This window comes from Streptomyces sp. NPDC051217 (assembly GCF_044455465.1).
In the GTDB taxonomy this organism is placed as follows: Bacteria; Actinomycetota; Actinomycetes; order Streptomycetales; family Streptomycetaceae; genus Streptomyces.
The window spans coordinates 94,859-117,075 of sequence record NZ_JBITEV010000019.1 but is presented as its reverse complement, the minus strand read 5'-3'; the positions used below and the strand labels follow the sequence as shown (position 1 = coordinate 117,075).

The following is a 22,217-nucleotide window of genomic DNA, read 5'->3' as shown; positions in this document are numbered from 1 at the left end:
TTGTGCGGACTCCACCAGTCTTGCAGCCATGCGTTCGGAAGAGCATTACTCTCGATACTTCTCGCCAAGGCAATATCTAACGCACCTGCCCACGCGAAGAACGCCCAGTGAGATCGTTCGGGCACCTTACCCACCGCTGCGCGTCGCGGCGGAGCTGCCGGACCGTACGAGCGGGCCCGGCCCGTACGGCGACTGAGGACGATCCGCAGACCCCGTACAGCGGATCCGGTGGAGCCGTCGGGCGTCCGCCGCGACCGGCCGTTCCGCGGCCATTTCACGGCCATTTCGCGGCTGATTCCCCAGCCACGAAAGCCGCGTTACGGCATGCTCCGGATGCCTTTCCGTCGTCCGTTAGCCGCCTCGGCGACCACCGAGTACCATCCGGCAGACACGCGCACGAGCTGGGAGGACATACCGTGGGGCGGCTGACCGGCGGAGACCCTTCCTTGTTGCGGCGGATCAACTCCGCCGTGGTGCTGCACGCCCTGCGAGGGGCCGACTGCCCCACCTTCACGGATCTGACCCGGATCACCGGTCTGTCGCGGCCGACGGTGGAAGGTGTCGTCGAGGGGCTGATGGAGCTCGGCCTGGTCGTGGAGTCGGCGCCGGGCGAGGGCGAGGCCCGCAGACAGGGCCGGCCGGCGCGCAGATTCCGGTTCCGGGCCGAGGCCGGGCATCTGCTGGGCATAGAGATCGGGCCGCACCGGGTCGCCGCGCTGCTGTCAGGTCTCGACGGCCGGATCATCGGCGCCAGTTCGCGCGAGGCCACGGAGACCGCGTCGGCGGACGAGCGGCTGGACCGGGTGCGGGTCGTCGTCGCCGATGTGCTGCGCCGCGCGGGGGTGGCGCGCAGTTCACTGCGGGCCGTCGGGGTCGGCTCCCCCGGGATCGTGGAGGCCGACGGGACGGTGCGGCTCGGTACGGCGCTGCCCGAGTGGACGGGCCTGGCGCTCGGCGAGCGGCTGAGGCGTTCGTTCCGTTGTCCGGTACTGGTGGAGAACGACGCCAACGCGGCGGCCGTGGCCGAGCACTGGAAGGGCGCGGCCACCGACTCGGACGACATCGTGTTCGTCCTGGCGGGTCTCAGCCCGGGGGCCGGCTCGCTGATCGGCGGCCGGCTGCACCGCGGCTTCGGCGGCGCGGCCGGTGAGATCGGGGCGCTGCATCTGCTGGGCCGCGAGGTGACGCCGGAGACGCTGCTGTCGACGACCGACGAGCCGCTGCATCCGCTCGACGAGCGGGCGGTGGCCCGGGTCTTCGCGCTGGCGAAGCAGGGGGACATCGGGGCGAAGCAGGCGATGGAGCGGTTCATCCAGCGGCTGGTGCACGACGTGGCCGCGCTGGTCCTGGCGCTCGACCCCGAGTTGGTGGTGATCGGCGGCTGGGCGGCCGGTCTCGACGGCGTACTCGACCCGCTGCGCGACGAGTTGTCCCGGTACTGTCTGCGCCCGCCGAAGGTGACGCTGTCGTTGCTCGGCGAGGCCGCGGTGGCGACGGGCGCGCTGCGCCTGGCGCTGGACCATGTCGAGGAGCAACTGTTCGCCGTCGACGGGACGGTGACGGCCCGCCGCTGAGACACGCGACGGGCCGGAGGTGCGGAGGAGCGACCAGGTCAGGAGGCCTTGCGCTCGTCGGTGTGGTGGCTTATCTCCACGTCACCGGTGTCCCCGAAGGTGAGCCGGCAGGTGTCGGCGCGGTAGGTCGCCACCGAGACGGCGGCGGTACGGCCTCCGGCGAGATAGCGGGTGGTGACGACGAGGACGGGCGCGCCGGGCAGCCGGTCGAGCTCCTTGGCGTCGTCCACCCGGGCCGAGCCCAGTTCCACCGCGCGGTCCTGGCCCTCCATGCCGAGCCGCTGGAGCTCACGCAGCACGCTGCGCGCGCGGGCGGGGCCCGAGGGAATGTCTATGGCGGGCAGTTCGGGCACCGACGCCGACGGCACGTACAGAAGCTCGGCCGCCACGGTCTGTCCGTGCGTCACGCGCGTCCTGCGGACCGTGTGGACCTCGTCGGCCGCGTCCGTCCCGAGCATCTTGGCCACAGCGGCGGGCGCCACGGCGGAGACCGAGTCGACGGGCTGCCACGCGTCCGGGTCCGCGCCCGGCCACTCCTGCTGGGTGGTCGACACGTCGACACCCATACGCGGCGGCGCGACGGTCGTGCCGACGCCGCGGCGGCGCTGCAACCGGCCTTCGAGTTCAAGCTGTTCGAGAGCCTGACGGAGCGTCGCGCGCGCGACTCCGAAGCGCGCGGCGAGGTCACGCTCGTTGGGCAGGACCTCCCCGACCGCGAAATCGGTGTCCAGCGCCTCGCCCAGCACGGTCTTGAGATGCCAGTACTTCGGTTCCGGCACCGTTTCGAGCTGCCTGGTCCCCACCGTGATCCTCCGCAATCGCCGTGTCCCCGGCGGCTTTTCCATGCACTTGTTTATTAAAGGTTCCTGCACTAACTCTCCGAGAGTAGGACGGCCGACCGCCTTGGTCAAGACCAATCCTGCGGGCATTGCTCGACAGAATCGCACTGTGCCACAGATCGTTCACGCAGAGTTCGCGGCTTTGGCGTGAAACGACGGCATCAGCAGGTGAGAGCGTCGGGGGTGGGAACCCGAGGTGTCGGGACGGCCGCGTAAAGGCATGCCAAAAGACCTGTCACAGGGGCGTGACCGGCTCGTTCTCCGGCACCCGTCGCCCCGCGCGCTCGGCGGCGATGACGGCCAGGTTGAAGCCGACCATGCCGACGCCCGCGACGGCGGCGAGCCTGCCCCACTGCCTGCCGGTGAGGGCGCGCAGCGGCGCGGTGGCGCCCCGGGCGACGAGCGGGAGGAGCAGCAGGCAGGCGATGCCGTAGCGGAGGGCCTGGCCTCCGGCGTGCGGGTAGTCGCCGAGGACGCTGTTGGCGGTGAAGGAGGCGCCGACGAGCGTGCGGGCGAAGGCGGCGAGGAGCATCCCGGCCGGGGACGAGCCGGGGGAGGTGGCTTTTATGGCGGCGACGCTACGGATGAGGGTGGTCCGGTTTAAGGTCCACTTCCATGACGGTATCGGGGACCACTTCGGGTGAGGGCGCGTCGGACGGCGGCGCGGCCGGCAAGGGCGAGGGCAAGAACAAGAGCGAGGGCGAGGGCGAGGGCAAGAGCGACGGCCCGGCGGGCGGTCCGAGTTCGTGGGCCGGCGCGTGGGACGTGCTGCTCGCCTCCGCGCCCGCCCGCCGGCGTGGGCGCGTGCTTCAGTCGGCCCTGCGGGAGGCGGTGCGGTCGGGGCGGCTCGCGGCGGGCATCCGGCTGCCGTCGAGCCGTGAACTCGCCGCGGATCTCGGTGTGTCGCGGGGCCTGGTCACGGACGCGTACGAACAGCTGACGGCCGAGGGCTACTTGCGCAGCGGGCGGGGTTCCGGGACATGGGTGGGCGACGCCGTACGCGCGGCTGCCCGGAAGACCCGCGACCGGGCACCCCATCCACCCGGCGCGCGGGCCGACTTCGTACCCGGCACACCGGACCTGTCGCTCTTCCCGCGCGCCGCGTGGGGCGCGGCGCACCGGGCCGTACTGGCGCGGCTGCCGCACCGGGCACTCGGCTATCCGGATCCTCGCGGCCTGCCGGAGCTGCGTACGGCGCTGGCGGCGCTCCTGACCCGGCGGCGCGGGGTGGTGGCCGATCCGGAGCGGCTGCTGGTCTGTTCCGGGGTGGCGCAGGCGATGACGCTGCTGGGCTTCGCTCTGCACGGGCGCGGGGTGCGGACGGTGGGGCTGGAGGATCCCGGGGCACCTGAGAACATCGCGGTGCTCGGCGCGGCCGGTCTGCGTCCCGTGCTGCTTCCGCTGGACTCCGAGGGCCTGGTGCCGGGCGCGGCGGCGCGGGCGGGCGTACGGGCGGTGGTGGCGACCCCGGCCCATCAGTACCCGTCCGGTATCGCGTACTCGGCCGCACGCAGGACCGAACTCCTCGACTGGGCACGGTCGGTGGACGGCTTCGTCCTGGAGGACGACTACGACGGGGACTTCCGCTACGACCGGGCGCCGGTCGGCGCGTTGCAGGGCCTGGACCCGGAGCGCGTCGCGTACATGGGCTCGGTCAGCAAGTCGATGGCCCCGGGGCTGCGGATCGGCTGGCTGCTGGCGCCTCAGGAGCTCACGGAGGAACTGGTCGAGCGCAAGCGCACCATGGACCTGGGCAACCCCGTGCTGGAGCAGGCGCTGCTCGCGGACTTCGTCGAACAGGGCGGCTACGACCGCCACTTGCGCCGCTGCCGGCCGGCGTACCAGCGGCGCCGGGACACGCTGACAGCGGCGCTGGGCGAGCACTTCCCGGGCACCGAGGTCAGCGGCATCGCGGCGGGCCTGCACATCATCGCGCTGCTGCCGGAGCGTTACGGCCCCGAGGCGCGGTTCCTGGCGCGGGCGGCGGCGGCCGGTGTCGCGCTGCGCCCGCTGGCGTACCACGGGACGGCGCGCCCGGACGACGGCAAGGTGCGGCTGGTCATGGGGTACGCGCACCGGTCGCCGTCCGAGATCACGCGCGGGGTGGGGCTGCTGGCGCGGGCGGTCGGGCGGGGCTGATCCGCACCGCTCCCGTGGGCGGGTTGTTCACCCGGGGTTCGCGTACCGGCCGCTGCCGGGCGCTACGTATGGCACGTCACACCAGGCACACCGCCCCCACACCTGGCCTTCTCGACGCACCGCCACCAGCGGTCGCGCCGAGACCCGCACCGAAGCCCGCACCGATCCCGCCGCAGGAGGCACATCGATGACGAACAGCCCCCGGAATCCCGCCACGGACCGCCGCACCGTACTGCGCGGCTCCCTCGCCGCCTCCGCCGCACTGGCCCTGCCGACGACCGCCGCGGCCGTGGCCGGGACCGTCGCGGGCGCCGCACCCGCCCAGGCGCTCTCCGGCCGGCCGACCGCCGACTGGGGTGTCCAGGTGGGCGACGTCACCTCGTCCTCCGGTCTGGTGTGGATCCGTTCCGACCGTCCGGCGCGGATGGTGGTGGAGACCTCGGCGACCAGTTCCTTCCGCCACAGCCGCACGTGGCACGGCCCGGTCCTCGGCGCCGGCAGCGACTTCACGGGGACGACGCCGCTGCGCGGGCTGCCCGCAGGTGAGCAGGTGCACTACCGGGTGACGCTCGCCGATCCCGACGACCCGCGGCGTACGGGCGAGCCGGTGTACGGCACGTTCCGTACGGCTCCGGCGCGGCGCCGGCAAGGTGTGCGCTTCCTGTGGTCGGGCGACATCGCCGGCCAGGGCTGGGGCATCAACCCGGACATCGGCGGCTACCGCGCGTACGACGACATGCGCAGGCTCGATCCGGACTTCTTCCTGTGCAGCGGCGACACCGTCTACGCGGACGGCCCGCTGGAGCCGTCGGTGACGCTGCCGGACGGGCGGATCTGGCGCAACATCGTCACCGAGGAGAAGTCGAAGGTCGCCGAGACGCTGAACGAGTACCGGGGGCAGTTCCGTTACAACCTGCTCGACCGGAACGTCCGCCGGTTCAACGCGCAGGTGCCGACGATCGTGCAGTGGGACGACCACGAGGTGCGCAACAACTGGTACCCGGGCCAGATCCTGGACGACGTCCGGTATCAGGAGAAGGACGTCGACGTGCTGGCGGCGCGCTCGTTCCAGGCGTTCGGCGAGTACTTCCCCGTGACCACGCTCCAGGCGCGCGGCGAGGACCGGCGGGTGCACCGGGTGGTGCGGTACGGGCCGCTGCTCGACGTGTTCGTACTGGACATGCGCTCGTTCCGGAACGCCAACTCCCCCGGCCGGCAGGCCGACGACACCACGGGCATCCTGGGCGCCGAGCAACTCGAATGGCTGAAGCGTGAGTTGTCGCGTTCGCGCGCGGTGTGGAAGGTGATCGCGGCCGACATGCCGATCGGACTCGTCGTACCGGACGGCACGGCGAACATCGAGGCCATCGCGCAGGGGGACCCGGGCGCGCCGCTGGGGCGGGAGCTCCAGATCGCCGATCTGCTGCGGTTCATCAAGCACCGCCGGATCACCGGCACGGTGTGGCTGACGGCGGACGTGCACTACACGTCGGCGCAGCACTACGAGCCGGAGAAGGCGGCCTTCAAGGACTTCGCGCCGTTCTGGGAGTTCGTGTCGGGCCCGCTGGCGGCCGGCGGTTTCCAGGCGAACGCGCTGGACTCGACGTTCGGGCCGAACCGCGTCTTCGTGCAGGCCCCGGACCGGGCGAACGTCTCGCCGATGGAGTCGTCGCAGTACTTCGGCGAGGTCGACATCGACGGCGGCAGCGGCGAGTTGACGGTGCGGCTGCGGGCGCAGGGGAACAAGGTGCTGTTCAGCAAGGTGCTGAAGCCGGGCCGGGTCGGCCAGTAGCTCCCCGACTCCTCCGGGAGGCCGTACGAACGCGCGGGTACCGCGAGGTGCCCGCGCGTCCGGGAGCAGGTAATCTCACCGGTGTGCACGGGGATGGCCAACGCACGCCATAAATCGGCCAAAAGTAGTTGATGGGGGAACAGAAGCATCTTTTACCCATCAGTCACAGTACGTTCGTGATCGCGCAACACCATTGGGTCACAGTGAGGTCATGACCGATGTGACTCCATCGAAGAGTGCCCGCCGCCCCCACCACTGGCGCCGGGATCTCGTCGAGCTGGCCGCCCTGTTCACGGCGGTCGCGGTCGCCGACGCTGTCGCGAACATGATCGTGCACGGACCGGACGGCCCCATCCTGCTGGTCGCCTCCGCGATCGCCCTTGCCATCACGGCCGGATTCCACACCTGGTGGTCACGGCACCATGGCGCACACCCCCTCGACGCACACCCTGCTGACGCGCCGTCGGGCGAGTGGGGCGACCTGCGGGCCGGCGCCGAGACCGACGACGAGGCCGACAGCGCCACCGCGCTCTGGCGGATGCGTGCCACGGTGCGCGACGCCCCCGGTTCGCTGGCCGCGCTCTGCACCGTCCTCGCCCGCCGCGGGGTGGACATCCTTACGCTCCAGACCCACCCGCTGGCCACCGGCACGGTGGACGAGTTCCTGCTGCGCGCGCCCGCCTCGCTGCCCGCGCGCCGGCTCACCGACGAGATCTCCCGCGCGGGCGGCAGCGACATCTGGATCGAGCGCGCCGACGCGCACGAGCTCGTCGACGCCCCCACCCGGGTGCTCGGCCTCGCCACCCGTACGGCCCTGGACGCCGCCGAACTGCCCCTGGCCCTGCGCCAGTTGCTCGGCCGCTGCACGATCCACTCGCTTCCCGCCGTCTCCCTCACCGGCCGGCCGACCGGCGAGTACGCCCCCGTCGAGGGCATCCTGGAGGGCACCACGATGCGGATGCGCGACCCGAACGGCGGCGTGATCAGCGTCGAGCGCCACCACCTTCCGTTCACCCCCGCCGAGTTCGCCAGGGCCCGCGCCCTGGTCGAGCTCGACGCGCGCCTCGGCCCGCGCGTCCCGCGCGGCCGGGACGTCCTGACGCTGCCCGAGGGCAACGCGATCACCGTGCGCCGCGCGGACCAGAGCGACGTCGACGCGGCGTCGGCGATGCACGAGCGCTGCTCGGAGCACACCCTGGGCCTGCGCTACCACGGGCCCGTCGACGACACCGACCGCTATCTGGACCATCTGCTGAGCCCGCGCCACGGGCGGACGCTCAAGGTCCAGACGGCGTCCGGACGCCTCGTCGCGCTCGGCCATCTGCTCTGGGACGGCGACGAGACCGAGGTCGCGCTGATCGTCGAGGACGCCTGGCAGCGGCGCGGTATCGGCTCCGAGCTGCTCGGCCGGCTCATCGCGCTCGCCGTCGAGGCGGGCTCCACCAGCGTGTACGCCGTCACGCAGGCGTCCAACACCGGGATGGTCGCCGCGATGCGCGGACTCGGTCTGCCCCTCGACTACCAGATAGAGGGTGGCACGCTCGTCGTCACCGCCCGGCTGAAGGGGACGGACGAGGCACCGTACGGGACTCAGGAGATCGCCCTGCGCGACCAGGCCGGGCGCTGAGCGCCTCGGTCAGATCCCGCCAGAGGTCTTCGACGTCCTCCAGGCCGACCGACATCCGCAGCAGCCGGTCGCTCACCCCGGCCGACCGCCGGTCTCCCTCCGCCACGACGCGGTGGCTGATGGAGTCCGGATGCTGGATGAGCGAGTCCACGCTGCCCAGGCTCACCGCCGGAGTGATCAGCCGCACTCCCGCGATCACCTCGTGCGGGTCCCCGTACACCTCGAAGGAGACCATCGCGCCGCCGATGGCGGGGTAGTGCACCCGGGCGATGCGCGGGTCGGTCACCAGTCTGCGGGCCAGGTCGGCCGCGGTGGCCGAGGCGGCCCGTACCCGTACCGGCAGTGTGGACAGACCGCGCAGCAGCAGATAACCGGCCATCGGGTGCAGGACACCACCGGTCGCGAACCGCACCTGTCGCAGTCCCCGCGCGAACTCCTCGTCGCACGCGACCACACCGCCGAGGACATCGCCGTGGCCCCCGAGATACTTCGTCGCGCTGTGCAGCACGAGCCGCGCGCCGTGCTCGACGGGCCGTTGCAGGACGGGCGTCGCGAACGTGTTGTCGACCAGCAGCGGAATCGAGCCGCAGTCGTGGGCGACGGCGGCGATGTCGACCTCCGCGAGGGTCGGGTTCGCGGGGGTCTCGACCATCACCAGCCCGGTGTCCGGGCGGATCGCGTCGGCGATGCCCGCCGGATCGGTCCAGGTGACCTCCGTACCGAGGAGCCCGGCGGTCAGGAGGTGGTCGCTGCATCCGTACAGAGGCCGCACCGCGATGACATGGCGCAGCCCCATGCCCGACCGTACGAGCAGGACCGCCGTCAGCGCCGCCATGCCGCTGGCGAAGGCGACCGCGCTCTCGGTGCCCTCCAGCCGTGCGAGCGCCGTCTCGAACCGGGCCGTCGTCGGGTTGTCGAGGCGCGCGTAGACGGGCGGTCCTTCGGGGCGTGCGCCGGTGGCGGCGAACTCGTCTATCCGCGCGGCCTCGGCACGGGTGTCGTACGAGGGGTAGGTCGTCGACAGATCGATCGGCGCCGCGTGCACACCGAGCCGCGCGAGATCCTCGCGCCCCGCGTGCACGGCCTCGGTCGCGAGCGCTCGGGGAAGGGGCCGGGAGAACGTCCCGGCGAGGGGGGCGGCTACGGGATCGGCCGTGCCGCCGGCATCCATGGGGTCCATGGGACCCACTCTGAACATCCGGCGGGAAGCATGGGGGATCCTCCGTGCTACGTTCGCCGGATGAGCGAGTCGGTCGTACTTGACCCGGTCGATCTGCACATTCTGCGCCTGTTGCAGAACGACGCGCGGACCACCTACCGGGAGATCGCCGCCGAGGTCGGGGTGGCCGCGTCGACCTGTCTGGACCGGGTGACGAGGCTGCGGCGGTCCGGGGTGATCCTGGGGCATCAGCTGCGCCTCGATCCGGCCAAACTCGGCCGTGGGCTCCAGGCTCTGCTGTCCGTGCAGGTCCGGCCGCACCGCCGTGAGCTGATCAAGCCGTTCGTGGAACGGATACGTGGCCTGCCCGAGTCCCGCGCGCTGTTCCATCTGACCGGGCCCGACGACTATCTGGTCCATGTGGCGGTGGCGGACACCGCGGACCTCCAGCGGCTCGTGGTGGACGAATTCACCTCACGGCCCGAAGTGGCCCGTGTCGAGACGCGATTGGTCTTCCAGCAGTGGGACTGCGGTCCCCTTATGCCCCCTTCATCAGCCAATCCGCCGCCGACGCGGTCCTGAAGTGGGGTGACGGCGCGGTCCTCGCTCGGAGAGGATGTGGCCCATGCCAGACACTTCCAGCAGCGCGCTGCCCCGCCAGGTCGCCGACGCCTATGTCGACGCACTCATCGAACTCGATCCGATCACCGGTACCTTCCTGGGCGTCGCGGCCAGTTCCGGCCGCCTTCCCGACTACTCACCGGCCGGAGCGCGGGCGCTCGCCGACCTCGCCCGCGAGACCCTCGCCGAACTCGACATCGCGACGAAGCTGCCGGAGGCCGACAGCGACCAGGAACGCCGCTGCGCCAGGCTTCTTCGCGAACGGCTGACCGCCGAACTCGCCGTCCACGACGCCCAGGAGCATCTGCGCGCCGTCAGCAACATCCACTCCCCCGCCCACTCCGTCCGCGAGATCTTCACCGTGACGCCCACCGAGACGGACGAGGACTGGGCGGCTGTGGCCCAGCGCCTGAGCGCCGTACCGGCCGCGCTGAACGGGTTCCGCGAGTCGCTGGCCCTCGGCCTGGAGCGGAGACTGCTGGGCGGGCCCCGGCCGACCGCGACGTTCGTCGCCCAGCTCACGGAGTGGGCGGGCGACGGCCGCGGCTGGTTCGAGGAGTTCGCCTCGGCCGGTCCCGACTCGCTGCGTACGGAGCTGGACGCGGCGGCGGTCGCCGCCACCGGCGCCGTCGTCGAACTGCGCGACTGGATGCGCGACGTGTACGCGCCGGCCGTCGAGTCCGCGCCCGACACCGTGGGCCGTGAGCGCTACGCCCGCTGGTCGCGGTACTTCAACGGCACCGACATCGATCTCGACGAGGCGTACGCCTACGGCTGGTCCGAGTACCACCGGCTGTACGCCGAGATGACCACCGAGGCCGTCAAGATCCTTCCCGGCGCGTCCCCCTGGGAGGCGCTGGCCCATCTCGACGAGCACGGGCAGCACATCGAGGGGGTGGAGGAGGTACGCGAGTGGCTCCAGTCCCTGATGGACGAGGCCATCGAGGCGCTGGACGGCACGCACTTCGAACTCGCCGACCGGGTACGGAAGGTGGAGTCCCGCATCGCCCCGCCCGGCGGCGCGGCGGCGCCGTACTACACCGGCCCCTCGGAGGACTTCTCCCGCCCCGGCACCACCTGGCTGCCGACGATGGGTGAGACGCGGTTCCCGGTGTACGACCTGGTCTCGACCTGGTACCACGAGGGCGTCCCCGGCCATCACCTCCAGATCGCGCAGTGGACGCATGTCGCCGACCAGCTCTCCCGCTACCAGGCGTCCGTGGGCGGTGTCAGCGCGAACGCCGAGGGCTGGGCGCTGTACGCGGAGCGGCTGATGGACGAGCTGGGCTTCCTGCCGGACGCGGAGCGCAGGCTCGGCTATCTCGACGCGCAGATGATGCGTGCCTGCCGGGTGATCGTGGACATCGGCATGCATCTGGAGCTGGAGATCCCCGAGGACTCGCCGTTCCACCCGGGTGAGCGCTGGACGCCCGCTCTGGCGCAGGAGTTCTTCGGTATGCACAGCGGCAGGCCGGCGGAGTTCGTGGAGAGCGAGCTGACCCGCTATCTGTCGATGCCCGCTCAGGCGATCGGCTACAAGCTGGGTGAGCGGGCGTGGCTGCTGGGCCGCGCGAACGCGCGCGAGCGGCACGGCGACGCGTTCGACGCGAAGGCGTGGCACATGGCGGCGCTGTCGCAGGGGTCGCTGGGGCTGGACGATCTGGTGGACGAGCTGTCCAAGCTCTGAGCCGCGGCGCCCGGCGTCACGGCGCCGGGGCACCCCCTCGTACGACTCCGGGCCCCCCGGCCCCCGGGGCTTCCCACGGCCACGCACGGCCACGCACGGCCCCATGGTGGCACCCGGGTGGCCGAGGGCTTCGCGGACCCCGGCGGCGACACCGTCGGGACCGTCGGGGTCCGCTCCCCAGGGCTGCGTCTCGTCGTGCGGCACATGGTGGTGGAGGTAAGGGCTGTCCCGGGCGGGTTCCCTCAGCCGTCGGTGCCACCCGTGCGGAGACTGACCGTCGAGCCCCGCCGTGACTTCGTCACTTCCAGCTGGGTCGGGATCCGGCGGCGGAGGTCGGCGACATGGCTGACTATCCCGACGCTGCGGTCGCGTTCGCGCAGCGAGTCCAGTACGTCCAGGACCTCGTCCAGCGTCTGGTCGTCCAGGCTGCCGAAGCCCTCGTCGATGAAGAGGGTGTCCAGGCGCGCGCCGCCCGCCTCGTCGGTGACGACGTCGGCCAGGCCGAGTGCGAGGGCGAGGGAGACGAAGAACGTCTCCCCGCCCGAGAGGGTCGCCGTGTCCCGCGCGCTGCCCGTCCAGGAGTCGACCACATGGAGTCCGAGTCCGGACCGCTTCCCGCCACCGCCTCTCGCGTCCGAGTGGACCAGGGTGTAGCGGCCCGAGGACATGCGCAGCAGCCGCGCGGTGGCCGCCGCGGCGACCTGTTCGAGCCGGGCGGCCAGGACGTACGACTCCAGGCGCATCTTGCGGTCGTTGTCGGTGGACGTGCCGGCTGTGAGCGCGGCGAGGCGGGCCACCTTCTCGTACTCCGTACGGAGCGGGCCGAGGCGCCGTACCTCCTCCTCGGCCTGCCCCGACAGCCCGGCCAGCTGGGCGCTCCGGCCGCGGGCCTCGTCGAGCGCCGAGGAGGCGGCGCGCAGCGCGGCCTCGGCCGTCTCGTACGACATGAGCGCCGCGTCCAGCCCGGCGGGCGGTCGCTCGGCGGCGTCGCGCGCGTCGGACTCGGCGAGCCGGTCGGCGACGGTGGCCGCCCCGGCCTGCCAGTCGTCCATCCGGTGGGTCAGGCCGCGTTGCTCCACTTCGGACAGCATGGCCGCCGCCGCGTCGCGCGGGGTGTCGAACCCGGCACGGAAAGCGGCGTCCGCGAGCCGGTCGTCTCCGTCCTTGAGCCTCTGGGCCGTGGTGTCGACGTCCCGTACGGCGTCGGCCGCTTCGGCGAGCAGCCGTGCCCTGTCCGCCAGCAGTTCGGCGTGCGCGGCGACGCTGCCGGCGTCGCCCCGGGCGCGGACCAGATCCGATTCGAGGACGGTCTGTTCGCTGTCGAGCGCTTCGCGCCGTGAGGTACGGGCCGCTACGCGTTTCTCGGCCGACTGCTGTGCGGTGAGCCGATCCTCGCGCTCGCGTTCGGCACGGGCGAGCGCCTCGCGGGCCGCGTGCGTACCGGCGGCGAGGCGGTGCGCCTCGGCGTGCTCGCGGCCCAGGCGCTCGGTGAGTGCGGCCAGTTCGGCGACGGTGGATCCGCCTGCCGTCGACCGGGCGGCCGCGAACTCCTCTCGTACGGAGGCGTGTTCGCGCTCGGCCGCCGCCACCGCCTCCTCGGCACCTCGGGAAGCGGCGAACGCGGCGTCCTCCGCCGCCTGGTCGACCTGGCCCGCGCCGGGGCGCGCGGGGGCCGGGTGGTCGGCGGAGCCGCAGACCGCGCAGGGTTCACCGGCCACGAGACCGGCGGCGAGTTCGGCGGCGATGCCGCGCAGCCGGCGCTCGCGGAGGTCGAGCCAGGTCTCCTTGGCGTCGTTGGCGCGCTGGCGGGCGCTGTTGAGGAGGCTCCGCGACGCGGCGGCCCGTGTTTCGAGCGCGTCGCGCGCGCGGGCGGCGCCGAGTTGTCCGCGCGCCGGTTCGAGCTGTCCCGCGAGCTGTTCGGCGCGGGTCGCGGCCTCTTGGCCCGTCTCGATCCGTTCCTGGTGGCCGCGGCGGGTGGCGTCCCAGTCGGCGAGCCAGCCCGCGGCGTCCGCCAGCAGTTCTTCGTCGGCGCGCGCCTGACGGTCCAGCTCGGCGCGCTCACGGCTGATCTCGGCGCTGCGCCGCTCGGCGCCCCGGGCGGCGTCGACACGGCCCAGCTCCTCGATCATCTTCCGCTCCAGCGCGGAGAGATGGTCGGCGCCGGTGTCGGTGAGTTCGGCGGGGAGGCGGGCGCGTGCCCGGTCGAGGGCGGCGGCTGCCGTGCGGTGCGCGCGCTCGGCGTCCTCGCGCAGGGCGAGGGCGGGGGCGACCCTGTCGGCCTTGCGGGCCCGTTCCAGCCGGTCCCGCGCCGCCTCGTACTGAGGACGGCGGGCTTCGAGGGCTTCGGCCCGGCGCTGTCCGTCGGCGAACCGCTGTTGCAGCCTGGCCAGTTCACGTGTCGAGTCGAGCAGCCGGCGCGCCGCCGCCTGCCTGCTCTCGGCGCCCGCGAGGGCCGACTCGGCGATGTCCGCGCGTTCGTACGCCGTGGAGCGGGCGACGGCCGCCCACTCCAGGACGGCGGGGGCGAGGCCCGGATCTCCGGGATGCTGTGTGGGCAGGGGCTGTTCGCCACCCGCGCCGGACGCCTGGGCGATGCGCTGCGCGACGCCGAGCAGCCGCTCGTCCCCGGCACGTACCTGCTGTTCGGCGCCCCTGCGCAGCTCGGCGAGCCGGTCCTCCACGGCGGCGAACCGGCGGGTGTCGAAGAGACGGCCGAGCAACTTGCCGCGCGCCTCGGCGTCGGCGCGCAGGAAGCGCGCGAAATCGCCCTGCGGCAGGAGGACGACCTGGCAGAACTGCTCCCGGCTCATGCCGAGCAGCTGGCCGATCTCCTCGCCGATCTCCTGGTGGGAGCGGCTCAGCGCGCGCCAGCCGGTGCTCGGGGTGTCGTACTCCCGCAGCAGACTCTGCGCCTTCTCGGTGGTGACGCCGGTGCCGCGCTTCTTGGGGCGTGTCTGCGCGGGGCGGCGGGTGATCTCCAACCGCCGCCCGCCGAGGGTCAGTTCGAGCTGGACCTCGGTGTAGGTGCCGGCAGGGGCGTGGTCACTGCGCAGGGAGGCGTCCTTGGCGGCGCCGCCCTTGAGCTGGCGCGCGCCGGGCACGGCGTCGTACAGCGCGTAGCAGACGGCGTCGAGCACGGAGGTCTTTCCGGCGCCGGTCGCGCCGTGCAGAAGGAAGATCCCCGCGGCGCAGAGCGTGTCGAAGTCGACCTCCTGGGTGTCGGCGAAGGGGCCGAAGGCGGTGATGCTCAGCCGGTGGAGTCTCATCCGGTCACCTCGCGCACGGCGTTCTCGACCCGTACGTGATCGAAGGCGCCGCGCAGCACCGTCCGTTCCCGGTCGTCGGGCCCGGCCCCGCCCCGTACGTGCGCGACGAAGTCCTCGGCGATCTCCTGGTCGCTGCGGCCTTCGAGGCGCCGCGCGTAGGACGTGACGATGTCCTCGTCGCCCCGGTCGGGGTCGAAGACGAGGCTGAGGGTGTGCGGGAAGCGTTCGGCGAGGCGCGCCATGGGTTCGGCGGGACGCACGGGGTCGGTGAGTGTCGCCTCGATCCAGGCCTGTTCGTGGCGGGTGAGCGCCGGGTCGTCCAGGAGGTCGGCGAGGGCGCCGCGGAGGCGGGCCAGGGGGCGTGGCACGGGGCAGTCGATCCTTATGGCGTCGATCTCGCCGCCGGGGCCGAGGTCCACGAGCCACATGGTCTTGCGGTGGTCGGTCTCGGAGAAGGAGTACGCGAGGGGTGAACCGGAGTAGCGGACGCGCTCGGTGAGGGCCTGTGAGCCGTGCAGATGGCCGAGGGCGACGTAGTCCACGCCGTCGAACGTGCCGGCGGGCACGGCGGACACGCCGCCGACGGTGATGTCGCGTTCGCTGTCGCTGGCGGCGCCGCCGGCCACGAAGGCGTGCGCGAGGACGACGGAGCGGGTGCCTCGCGGGCGCTGGGCGAGGTCGGCCCGTACGCGGTCGAGTGCCGCCGCCAGCACCGCTTCGTGGCCGGCCTTCGCCGCTGCGAACTCCTCACGGACCAGGGCCGGTTCGAGATACGGCAGTCCGTAGAAGGCGACCTCGCCGTGGGCGTCGGGGAGCACGACGGGGGTGGCGCAGCGCGCGGGGTCGGTGCGCAGGTGGATGCCCGCGTGGTCGATGAGACCGGCGCCGACGCCGAGGCGGCGGGCCGAGTCATGGTTCCCGGAGATCATCACCGTGGGCACACGCGCCTCCGCGAGCCGGTGCAGGGCCCGGTCGAAGAGCTCGACGGCGGAGAGCGGCGGCACCGCCCGGTCGTACACGTCGCCCGCCACGAGGACTGCGTCCACCTCCCGCGTCAGCGCGGTCGCCACGAGATGGTCGAGGAAGGCCGCCTGTGCGTCGAGAAGGCTGACCCGGTGGAGTGACCGTCCCAGGTGCCAGTCCGACGTGTGCAGGAATCTCATGATCCTTGAGAGTAACGGTGGGGTCGGACATCACGGGTGGCTTCAGGCATCACAGGTCGCCGTATGCCTCACCGCCCAGTGCCAGCAGGGCGGTTCCGGCGGTGGTGTCGGCGAGCCAGGCCCGGAAGGCGTCGACGTCGGCGTCCGGCAGTCCGATCCCGATGGTCACTATCTCCGCGTACCGCACGTCGCGTACGGCGCGGCCGGTGGCCCGGAGTTCGTTCTCCAGCTTTCCGGCCCGGTGGTGGTCGACGATGATCGTGGCCAGCCGGTAGCGCTGCCGGGTGACGGTGCCGACCGCGTCGAGGGCTTCACCCACGGCGCCTCCGTACGCGCGGATCAGCCCTCCCGCGCCGAGCTTCACGCCTCCGTAGTAGCGGGTGACGACCGCGACGACGTAACGCACGTCCCTGCGCATCAGCATCTGCATCATGGGCGCACCGGCGGTGCCACCGGGCTCCCCGTCGTCGCTCGCCTTCTGTACGGAGGCGTCGGGGCCGATCACGTAGGCGAAGCAGTTGTGTGTGGCGGTGGGGTGTTCCCGGCGTACGACGGCGACGAAGTCCTGCGCCTCCTCTTCGGTGGTGGCGGGAGCGAGCGCGCAGATGAAGCGCGACCGGTTGGCCTCGGTCTCGTGGATACCCCGTCGGGCGACGGTGCGGTACTGCTCATGCATCGCGCCACCCTAGGCCCCCAGCCCCCGGTCCGGGTACGGCGGGGGAATTGCGGGACCGTGGTCTCGGTTGTCTCCTGCATGTACGCAGACGATGAGACGATCCGCAAAATCCTGACCTCCACGGGCGACACCTGGGCGGTGGTGGGCCTGTCGGGCAACAGGTCCCGGGCGGCTTACGGCGTGGCGGCGGTGCTCCAGCGCTTCGGCAAGCGGGTGGTCCCGGTCCACCCGAAGGCGGAGTCGGTCCACGGCGAGAAGGGGTACGCGTCGCTGGCGGAGATCCCTTTCCCGGTCGACGTGGTGGACGTGTTCGTCAACAGCGAACTGGCGGGCATGGTCGCGGACGAGGCGGTCGCGATCGGCGCGAAGGCGGTGTGGTTCCAGCTGGGGGTGATCGACGACCGGGCGTACGAGCGTACGCGGGCGGCCGGCCTCGACATGGTGATGGACCGCTGCCCGGCGATCGAGATCCCACTGCTGGGCTGAGCGTCTCGGAAGTGCTTCGGATGGTGGTCGCGGTCGTCAGGCCGTGGTGACCCCCAGGCCGTCGAGCACCGCTACCCCCGGCAGGGTGGCGAACGCCTTGCCCGGGACGATCAGCTTGCCCCGGCGGCGGCCGCTGCCGATCAGGACCCATTCGGTGTCCACCACCGCGGCGTCCACGAGGAGGGTCCAGCCGGTGGGGAGGCCGATCGGGGTGATGCCGCCGTACTCCATGCCCGTCTCGCCGGTCGCGGTGTCCATCGGGGCGAACGAGGCTTTGCGGGCTCCCAGTTGTTTGCGTACGACTCCGTTGACGTCGACGCGGGTCCGGGACAGGACGAGACAGGCCGCGAGCGTGGACTCGCCGCCGCGCTTGCCCGCGACGACGACGCAGTTGGCCGAGCTGCCGAGCAGATCGGCACCGTGGTGCTCCACGAAGGCGGCGGTGTCCGCGATCTCAGGGTCGGTGTCCACGTAGATCAGTTGGTCGGCGGGCACATCGCCCTGCCAGGCCCGTACGGCGGCGGCGACGGGCTCCGTGAGCAGGTCGAGGCAGTCGGGGGCGGGTCGGGCGTTGTCGAAGTCTCCGATGGGGGCGCGCATGGGCGTCAAGTTAACAGGCGGCCGGACAGGCGGGAAACGGCCCGGCCCGCTGATCAGCGCGCGGGCGGGATGGAGACCGCCATGGTCATCTCGACCGTCACCTCACCGTCGTTGCGGTAGGTGTGCGGCACGTTCGCCTCGAAGACCGCGGACGATCCCTCGGCGACCGGATGTGACACGCCGTCCACCACGAGGGTCAGCGCACCCGCGGTGACATGCAGCAGCTCCGTCGTGCCCTCCGGGTGCGCGTCGGAGTCGCTGTGTTCGCCCGGCATCAGCTTCCACGACCACAGTTCGAGCGGACCTCGGGCCTCGGTTCCGACCAGCAGGACGGTGGCGCTGCCCGCCTCGGTGGACCACATACGGACGGTCTGGTCGGCGGGTACGACCCTGACCTGCGGGCCCTGCTCGTAGTCGAGGAGCGTGGTGATGCTGATGCCGAGCGCGTCGGCGAGCTTCACCGTCGTGCCGACACTGGGGTTGGTGCGGGCCTGCTCGATCTGGATGATCATGCCCCGGCTGACGCCCGACCGGGCCGCCAGGGCGTCGAGGGTGAATGCTCTCTCGCCGCGCCACCGTTTGAGATTGCGGGCGAGCGACTGGGTCAGCTGATCGAGGTCCGACACATTCCGTCCAATATATTCAATGATAGAGTTCAATGGACTGCACTACGGTGTGGTGTACCAACCGTTCACCACACTGTACTGGCGAGGTTCGCGTCATGACCGCACTGTTCGCGCTGGCCACGTGCCTGCTCTGGGGTCTGGCCGACTTCGGCGGTGGGGTGCTCGCCCGGCGCATACCCGCCCTGACCGTGGTCGTGGTCTCGCAGGCGATAGCCGTCGTGGTCCTCGGTGCGATCGTCCTCGCGACCGGCGCCTGGTCCGAGGCCGGACCGCTGCTCTGGTACGCGGTCGCCGCCGGAGTCGTCGGGCCCGTCGCCATGCTCGCCTTCTACAAAGCCCTCGCGCTCGGCCCGATGGGCGTGGTGTCGCCGCTCGCCTCGATCGGCGTGGTCGTACCGGTGGGCGTGGGGCTCGTCGTCGGCGAGCGGCCCGGACTGCTCCAGGTCGCCGGGATCGCCGTGGCCGTCGTGGGCATCGTGCTGGCCGGCGGGCCCGAGCTGCGCGGAGCGGCGGTCCGGCGCCAGGCGATCGCGCTGACGCTGGTCGCCGCGTTCGGCTTCGGCGCGGTCATGGCTCTGATCTCCGAGGCGTCGACGACAGTCACCGGCCTGTTTTTGGCACTCTTCGTACAGCGCGTGACCAACGTCGGTGTCGGCGGGGCCGCGCTGTACGTGTCTGTACGGCGGGGTGCGCCCGCCCTGCCCGAGGTCGGCGGGAGCGGGGTGATCCGGACGGCCCTGCCCGCGCTGGCGTTCGTCGGTCTCGCGGACGTGGCCGCCAACGGGACGTACTCGATCGCGGCGCAGAACGGCCCCGTGACCGTCGCGGCCGTCCTGGCCTCCCTGTATCCGGTGATCACGGCCCTGGCCGCACGCGGCGTCCTCAAGGAGAAACTGCGCGCGATCCAGGCGGCGGGCGCCGGACTCGCACTGATCGGCACCGTCCTGCTGGCGGCGGGCTGACCCTCCGTACGGAGCGGCCCGATCAGGACCGGTCCGGATCCAGCTCGGAGAGCGCCAGCAACTGCTCCGGAGTGACACCCTCCGGGATCGGTACGGGCGCGGGCGTACGCAACGGCGGCTGCCAGCCCCGCTCCTCGTCCCAACTCCGTACGACACGCGCGGGCGCCCCCGCCACCACACAGTGGTCGGGCACCTCACCGCGTACGACCGCTCCCGCCGCGACCACCACATTGCGCCCCAGCCGTGCCCCCGGAAGGATCACCGCGCCGGTGCCCAGCCAGCAGCCCGGCCCCACGGAGACCGGTTCCGTGCGGGGCCACTGCTTGCCGACGGGCACCCGCGGATCGTCGTAACTGTGGTTGGTCGAGGTGATGTAGACGTACGGCCCGCAGTAGGTGTCCGAGCCTATGGTCACGGCCGTGTCGGCGATGACATGGCTGCCACGGCCGAGGACGACGCCGTCGCCGAACCGCAGGATCGGCTCCGCGCCCAGGTCGAGGCCGGGCATCATCCCGGCGGTCAGGGTGACGTGTTCACCTATGACGCAGTGGTCACCCAGCTCGATCCACGCCTCGCCGAAGACGGTTCCCTGCGGGAAGGCGAGCCGGGTCCCGGTACCGATCCGGCGGAAGCGCAGCTTGCCCGGATGCTCCGCGCTGACCGCGCCCGCCTCCTGGACCCACCGCCAGCCGCCCTGGACGGCGCGCGAGACAAGGCGGCGGCGCCAGGCGCTCAGCGATGAGAACGTGTTTCGGCTCTTGGGCACCCGCCCACGGTATCGGCGGGGCGGGAGCGGGTCGGCGCCCCCTGCTGTGACGTTCACCCCACGGCCGCGCCCCATGGCAGCCCCCCATGGCCGCCCCGCGGTGCCGCGCCCTACCGCCCGCGTCTACCACGACCTCACCGTCCGCGTGGGCGACTTCGCGGCGAACTCCCTCATTGGTGGGCACTGGCCCCGGGCGCCCCTGCCGCAACGCGCCGCCTGAGTAGCGTGAACGCCACACACGGCAACGCCACACATGACCCGGAGCATCACCGTTCCGGTAGGTGACCGGTGCCTCCCACCACGGCCGACGCGCGCCGGTCGGCCGGTCTGTTCCCCCCGCACTCGAATACCGAGGGACCGCGGAATGTCAGTGCCTGTCGCACCGAGCCCCCACCGCGTACGCAAAACGCGCCCCCTGTCGCTCGCCGGACCGCCCGCCCTGCTGCTCCTGGCGGGAGCGGCGGCCGGTGCAGCCGCCGCGACCGCCCCGGCCGCCGCGCGCGGTTGGGCGGTGACGACGCTCGTCGTCGCCTGGATGGTCCTCGCCTCCGTCGTCGCCGGCGCCGTGCTGACGGTGCGGCGTCATCGCCGCGGATCGGCGACGGCAGGCGCCGAGATCCAGGCGCTCCACGCGCGACTGGCCAGGAACGGCGCGGAGTCGGCCCATCTGGTGAACGTCACGCTCCCCACCGTGGTCAAACGGCTCCGCGACGGCGCGAGCACCGAGGAGACGCTCGCCGCCACTCCCCCGCCGGCCGACCCTCAACTGGAGCGCGTGCTGCGGACGTTCGCCACCGAGATGGCGCTCGGCGAGCGACGCGTCGCCGCCGCGCTCGCCGACCACGACACCGCGGTGGCCAGGCTGGGCCAGGTCGCCGACGATCTGGACCTGCTGTCGACGGTGACCCTGCCCACCGCGCTCGGCGGGCTCTGCGAGGGCCGGGGCGCCGACACCGTACTGTCCGATCTGAAGCGTCCGTCCGATCCCCGGCTCCGGGTCCTGACCGAAGCGATCGTCCGGGACTTCGCCGTCAGTGAGCGGCGCGGCGCCGCGGCCCAGGCGGCCGGCGCCAAAGCCCTGAGCCGGGTACAGGCCAAGGCCGTGAGCATGCTCGCCGACCTCCGCGAGATGCAGGAACGTCACGGCGAGGAGGTCTTCGGCGATCTCCTGCGGCTCGACCACAACACCTCCCAACTCGGCCTGATGACGGACCGGCTGGCGCTGCTGATGGGCGGCCGGGCGAGCCGTGCCTGGAACAAGCCGATCGGGATGGAGAGCATCCTGCGCGGCGCCGTCGGCCGGATCGCCGCCTATCAGCGCGTACGGCTGCACTGCTCCAGCACCGCGGCCGTCGCGGGATTCGCCGCCGAGGGCGTGATGCACCTGCTGGCCGAACTGATGGACAACGCCGCCAACTTCTCCCCGCCCATCGACGAGGTGCACGTCTATGTCGAGGAACGCTCGGCGGGCATCGTGGTGACCATCGAGGACAGCGGCCTGAAGATGGCCGACGCGGCCATGCGCCGCGCCGAGGAGTCGGTGTCGGGACGGGCGAACGACCTGGCGACGCTCCAGGGCACCCGGCTCGGTCTGGCCGTCGTCGGGCGGCTCGCCGAGAAGTACAACCTGAGCGTCAACTTCCGTCCCTCCTCACGCGGCGGCACCGGAGTGGTGGTCCTCTTTCCGCCGCAGCTCCTCGCCCAGCCCCGGAGCGCGGCGCCCCAACTGTCCGGGCGGCACGCGGCGCCCGCACCGGCGCCGACGGCCCCCGAGCCGGCCCTCACGCGCCGGCCGGCCGAACTGCCGTCCGCGCCAGTGCCGTCCGCGCCGGTGCCGTCCGCGCCGGTGCCGTCCGCGCCGGTGCCGTCACCCGCCGCGCCCGTCGACGGCCCCCGCGTGGCGACGCCGGGCGGACTGCCCGTACGGCCACCGGGACGCACCATGGCGGCGGCGGACCGCGACCGGCCTCCCACGGACGGCACGGGTGAGCGGGACCGTACGCGCGACGGCGCGGCGCCGAAGCCCGTACCGTCCGGGCGCGACGCCGGAACGCAGTTCGACGCCTTCCACCGCTCCCGGCTGCCCGCGGACGGCGCTCCCGGCACGACGGAGCCCCGGACGAAGGCCGGGCAGGAGCCCGGGCAGGAGCCCGGGCAGGAGCCGAGGTCGGGCGACACCTCATGAGGCCCTCGTCGTTCCCCGTACGGCGCCGGAAGCGGCCCCGGAAGCACCG

At 72.5% G+C, this 22,217-nt stretch carries 17 protein-coding genes and 1 pseudogene; 9 read left to right on the top strand and 9 right to left on the bottom strand.

Annotated elements, in window-relative coordinates:
- Positions 1-416 precede the first annotated feature (416 nt).
- On the top strand, positions 417-1,574 hold the full coding sequence (locus ACIBBB_RS31970; RefSeq protein WP_398988217.1) for an ROK family transcriptional regulator: 1,158 nt from the start codon (positions 417-419) through the stop codon (positions 1,572-1,574).
- Between the two features lie 38 nt (positions 1,575-1,612).
- Here ACIBBB_RS31970 and ACIBBB_RS31965 read toward each other — a convergent pair whose 3' ends face one another.
- Both ACIBBB_RS31965 and ACIBBB_RS31960 read right to left on the bottom strand, forming a co-directional pair.
- Complete coding sequence (locus tag ACIBBB_RS31965; RefSeq protein ID WP_398988215.1) at positions 1,613-2,377, bottom strand: GntR family transcriptional regulator; 765 nt, start codon at positions 2,375-2,377, stop codon at positions 1,613-1,615.
- Between the two features lie 277 nt (positions 2,378-2,654).
- A pseudogene (locus ACIBBB_RS31960) lies at positions 2,655-2,945 on the bottom strand (EamA family transporter); the annotation flags it as partial.
- 83 nt (positions 2,946-3,028) lie between these two features.
- Between ACIBBB_RS31960 and ACIBBB_RS31955 the strand changes: the two are divergent.
- The 3 genes from ACIBBB_RS31955 to ACIBBB_RS31945 all read left to right on the top strand — a co-directional run bounded on the left by ACIBBB_RS31955 (position 3,029) and on the right by ACIBBB_RS31945 (position 7,971).
- A complete protein-coding gene (locus tag ACIBBB_RS31955; protein WP_398988213.1) occupies positions 3,029-4,552 on the top strand; it encodes a PLP-dependent aminotransferase family protein in 1,524 nt (507 codons plus the stop codon).
- A 187-nt stretch (positions 4,553-4,739) separates the two neighbouring features.
- Entirely contained in the window at positions 4,740-6,344 is a 1,605-nt protein-coding gene (locus ACIBBB_RS31950; protein WP_398988211.1) for an alkaline phosphatase D family protein, read from the top strand.
- Between the two features lie 211 nt (positions 6,345-6,555).
- On the top strand, positions 6,556-7,971 hold the full coding sequence (locus tag ACIBBB_RS31945; RefSeq protein ID WP_398988209.1) for a GNAT family N-acetyltransferase: 1,416 nt from the start codon (positions 6,556-6,558) through the stop codon (positions 7,969-7,971).
- Here ACIBBB_RS31945 and ACIBBB_RS31940 read toward each other — a convergent pair.
- Positions 7,892-9,142: a trans-sulfuration enzyme family protein gene (locus tag ACIBBB_RS31940; protein WP_398988288.1), complete on the bottom strand. Its 1,251-nt coding sequence runs from the start codon at positions 9,140-9,142 to the stop codon at positions 7,892-7,894. The two genes, ACIBBB_RS31945 and ACIBBB_RS31940, sit on opposite strands and share 80 nt — an antisense overlap.
- A 69-nt stretch (positions 9,143-9,211) precedes the next feature.
- Between ACIBBB_RS31940 and ACIBBB_RS31935 the strand changes: the two genes are divergently transcribed.
- Positions 9,212-9,712, top strand: a complete 501-nt coding sequence (locus tag ACIBBB_RS31935) for an Lrp/AsnC family transcriptional regulator (RefSeq protein WP_398988207.1) — start codon at positions 9,212-9,214, stop codon at positions 9,710-9,712.
- A gap of 43 nt (positions 9,713-9,755) precedes the next feature.
- Positions 9,756-11,438: a DUF885 domain-containing protein gene (locus ACIBBB_RS31930; RefSeq protein WP_398988205.1), complete on the top strand. Its 1,683-nt coding sequence runs from the start codon at positions 9,756-9,758 to the stop codon at positions 11,436-11,438.
- Positions 11,439-11,680: 242 nt separating this feature from the next.
- Here the strand turns inward: ACIBBB_RS31930 and ACIBBB_RS31925 are convergent, their stop codons facing one another.
- The 3 genes from ACIBBB_RS31925 to ACIBBB_RS31915 are packed head-to-tail and all read right to left on the bottom strand — an operon-like array spanning position 11,681 to position 16,543.
- A complete protein-coding gene (locus ACIBBB_RS31925; protein WP_398988203.1) occupies positions 11,681-14,704 on the bottom strand; it encodes an AAA family ATPase in 3,024 nt (1,007 codons plus the stop codon).
- Complete coding sequence (locus tag ACIBBB_RS31920; protein ID WP_398988201.1) at positions 14,701-15,867, bottom strand: exonuclease SbcCD subunit D; 1,167 nt, start codon at positions 15,865-15,867, stop codon at positions 14,701-14,703. The genes ACIBBB_RS31925 and ACIBBB_RS31920 overlap by 4 nt, the downstream gene beginning before the upstream one ends.
- A 49-nt stretch (positions 15,868-15,916) precedes the next feature.
- Positions 15,917-16,543: a YigZ family protein gene (locus tag ACIBBB_RS31915; RefSeq protein WP_398988199.1), complete on the bottom strand. Its 627-nt coding sequence runs from the start codon at positions 16,541-16,543 to the stop codon at positions 15,917-15,919.
- 78 nt (positions 16,544-16,621) lie between these two features.
- On the opposite strand from ACIBBB_RS31915, the gene ACIBBB_RS31910 reads away from it, so the two are divergent.
- Positions 16,622-17,029 (top strand): CoA-binding protein, encoded by a 408-nt coding sequence (locus ACIBBB_RS31910; protein WP_398988197.1) that lies wholly within the window; start codon positions 16,622-16,624, stop codon positions 17,027-17,029.
- A gap of 36 nt (positions 17,030-17,065) precedes the next feature.
- Here ACIBBB_RS31910 and ACIBBB_RS31905 read toward each other — a convergent pair whose 3' ends face one another.
- Both ACIBBB_RS31905 and ACIBBB_RS31900 read right to left on the bottom strand, forming a co-directional pair.
- The gene (locus ACIBBB_RS31905) at positions 17,066-17,629 is read right to left on the bottom strand and encodes a YbaK/EbsC family protein (protein ID WP_398988195.1); all 564 of its coding nucleotides are present in this window, start codon (positions 17,627-17,629) and stop codon (positions 17,066-17,068) included.
- Positions 17,630-17,682: 53 nt separating this feature from the next.
- Positions 17,683-18,255, bottom strand: a complete 573-nt coding sequence (locus ACIBBB_RS31900; protein ID WP_398988193.1) for a helix-turn-helix domain-containing protein — start codon at positions 18,253-18,255, stop codon at positions 17,683-17,685.
- Positions 18,256-18,350: 95 nt separating this feature from the next.
- On the opposite strand from ACIBBB_RS31900, the gene ACIBBB_RS31895 reads away from it, so the two are divergent.
- Positions 18,351-19,217: an EamA family transporter gene (locus ACIBBB_RS31895; protein WP_398988191.1), complete on the top strand. Its 867-nt coding sequence runs from the start codon at positions 18,351-18,353 to the stop codon at positions 19,215-19,217.
- A gap of 22 nt (positions 19,218-19,239) precedes the next feature.
- Here the strand turns inward: ACIBBB_RS31895 and ACIBBB_RS31890 are convergent, their stop codons facing one another.
- Positions 19,240-19,983 carry an acyltransferase gene (locus ACIBBB_RS31890; RefSeq protein ID WP_398988189.1) on the bottom strand — a complete coding sequence of 248 codons (744 nt, stop codon included), beginning with the start codon at positions 19,981-19,983 and terminating at the stop codon, positions 19,240-19,242.
- 364 nt (positions 19,984-20,347) lie between these two features.
- On the opposite strand from ACIBBB_RS31890, the gene ACIBBB_RS31885 reads away from it, so the two are divergent.
- On the top strand, positions 20,348-22,168 hold the full coding sequence (locus tag ACIBBB_RS31885; RefSeq protein WP_398988187.1) for a sensor histidine kinase: 1,821 nt from the start codon (positions 20,348-20,350) through the stop codon (positions 22,166-22,168).
- Positions 22,169-22,217 lie beyond the last annotated feature (49 nt).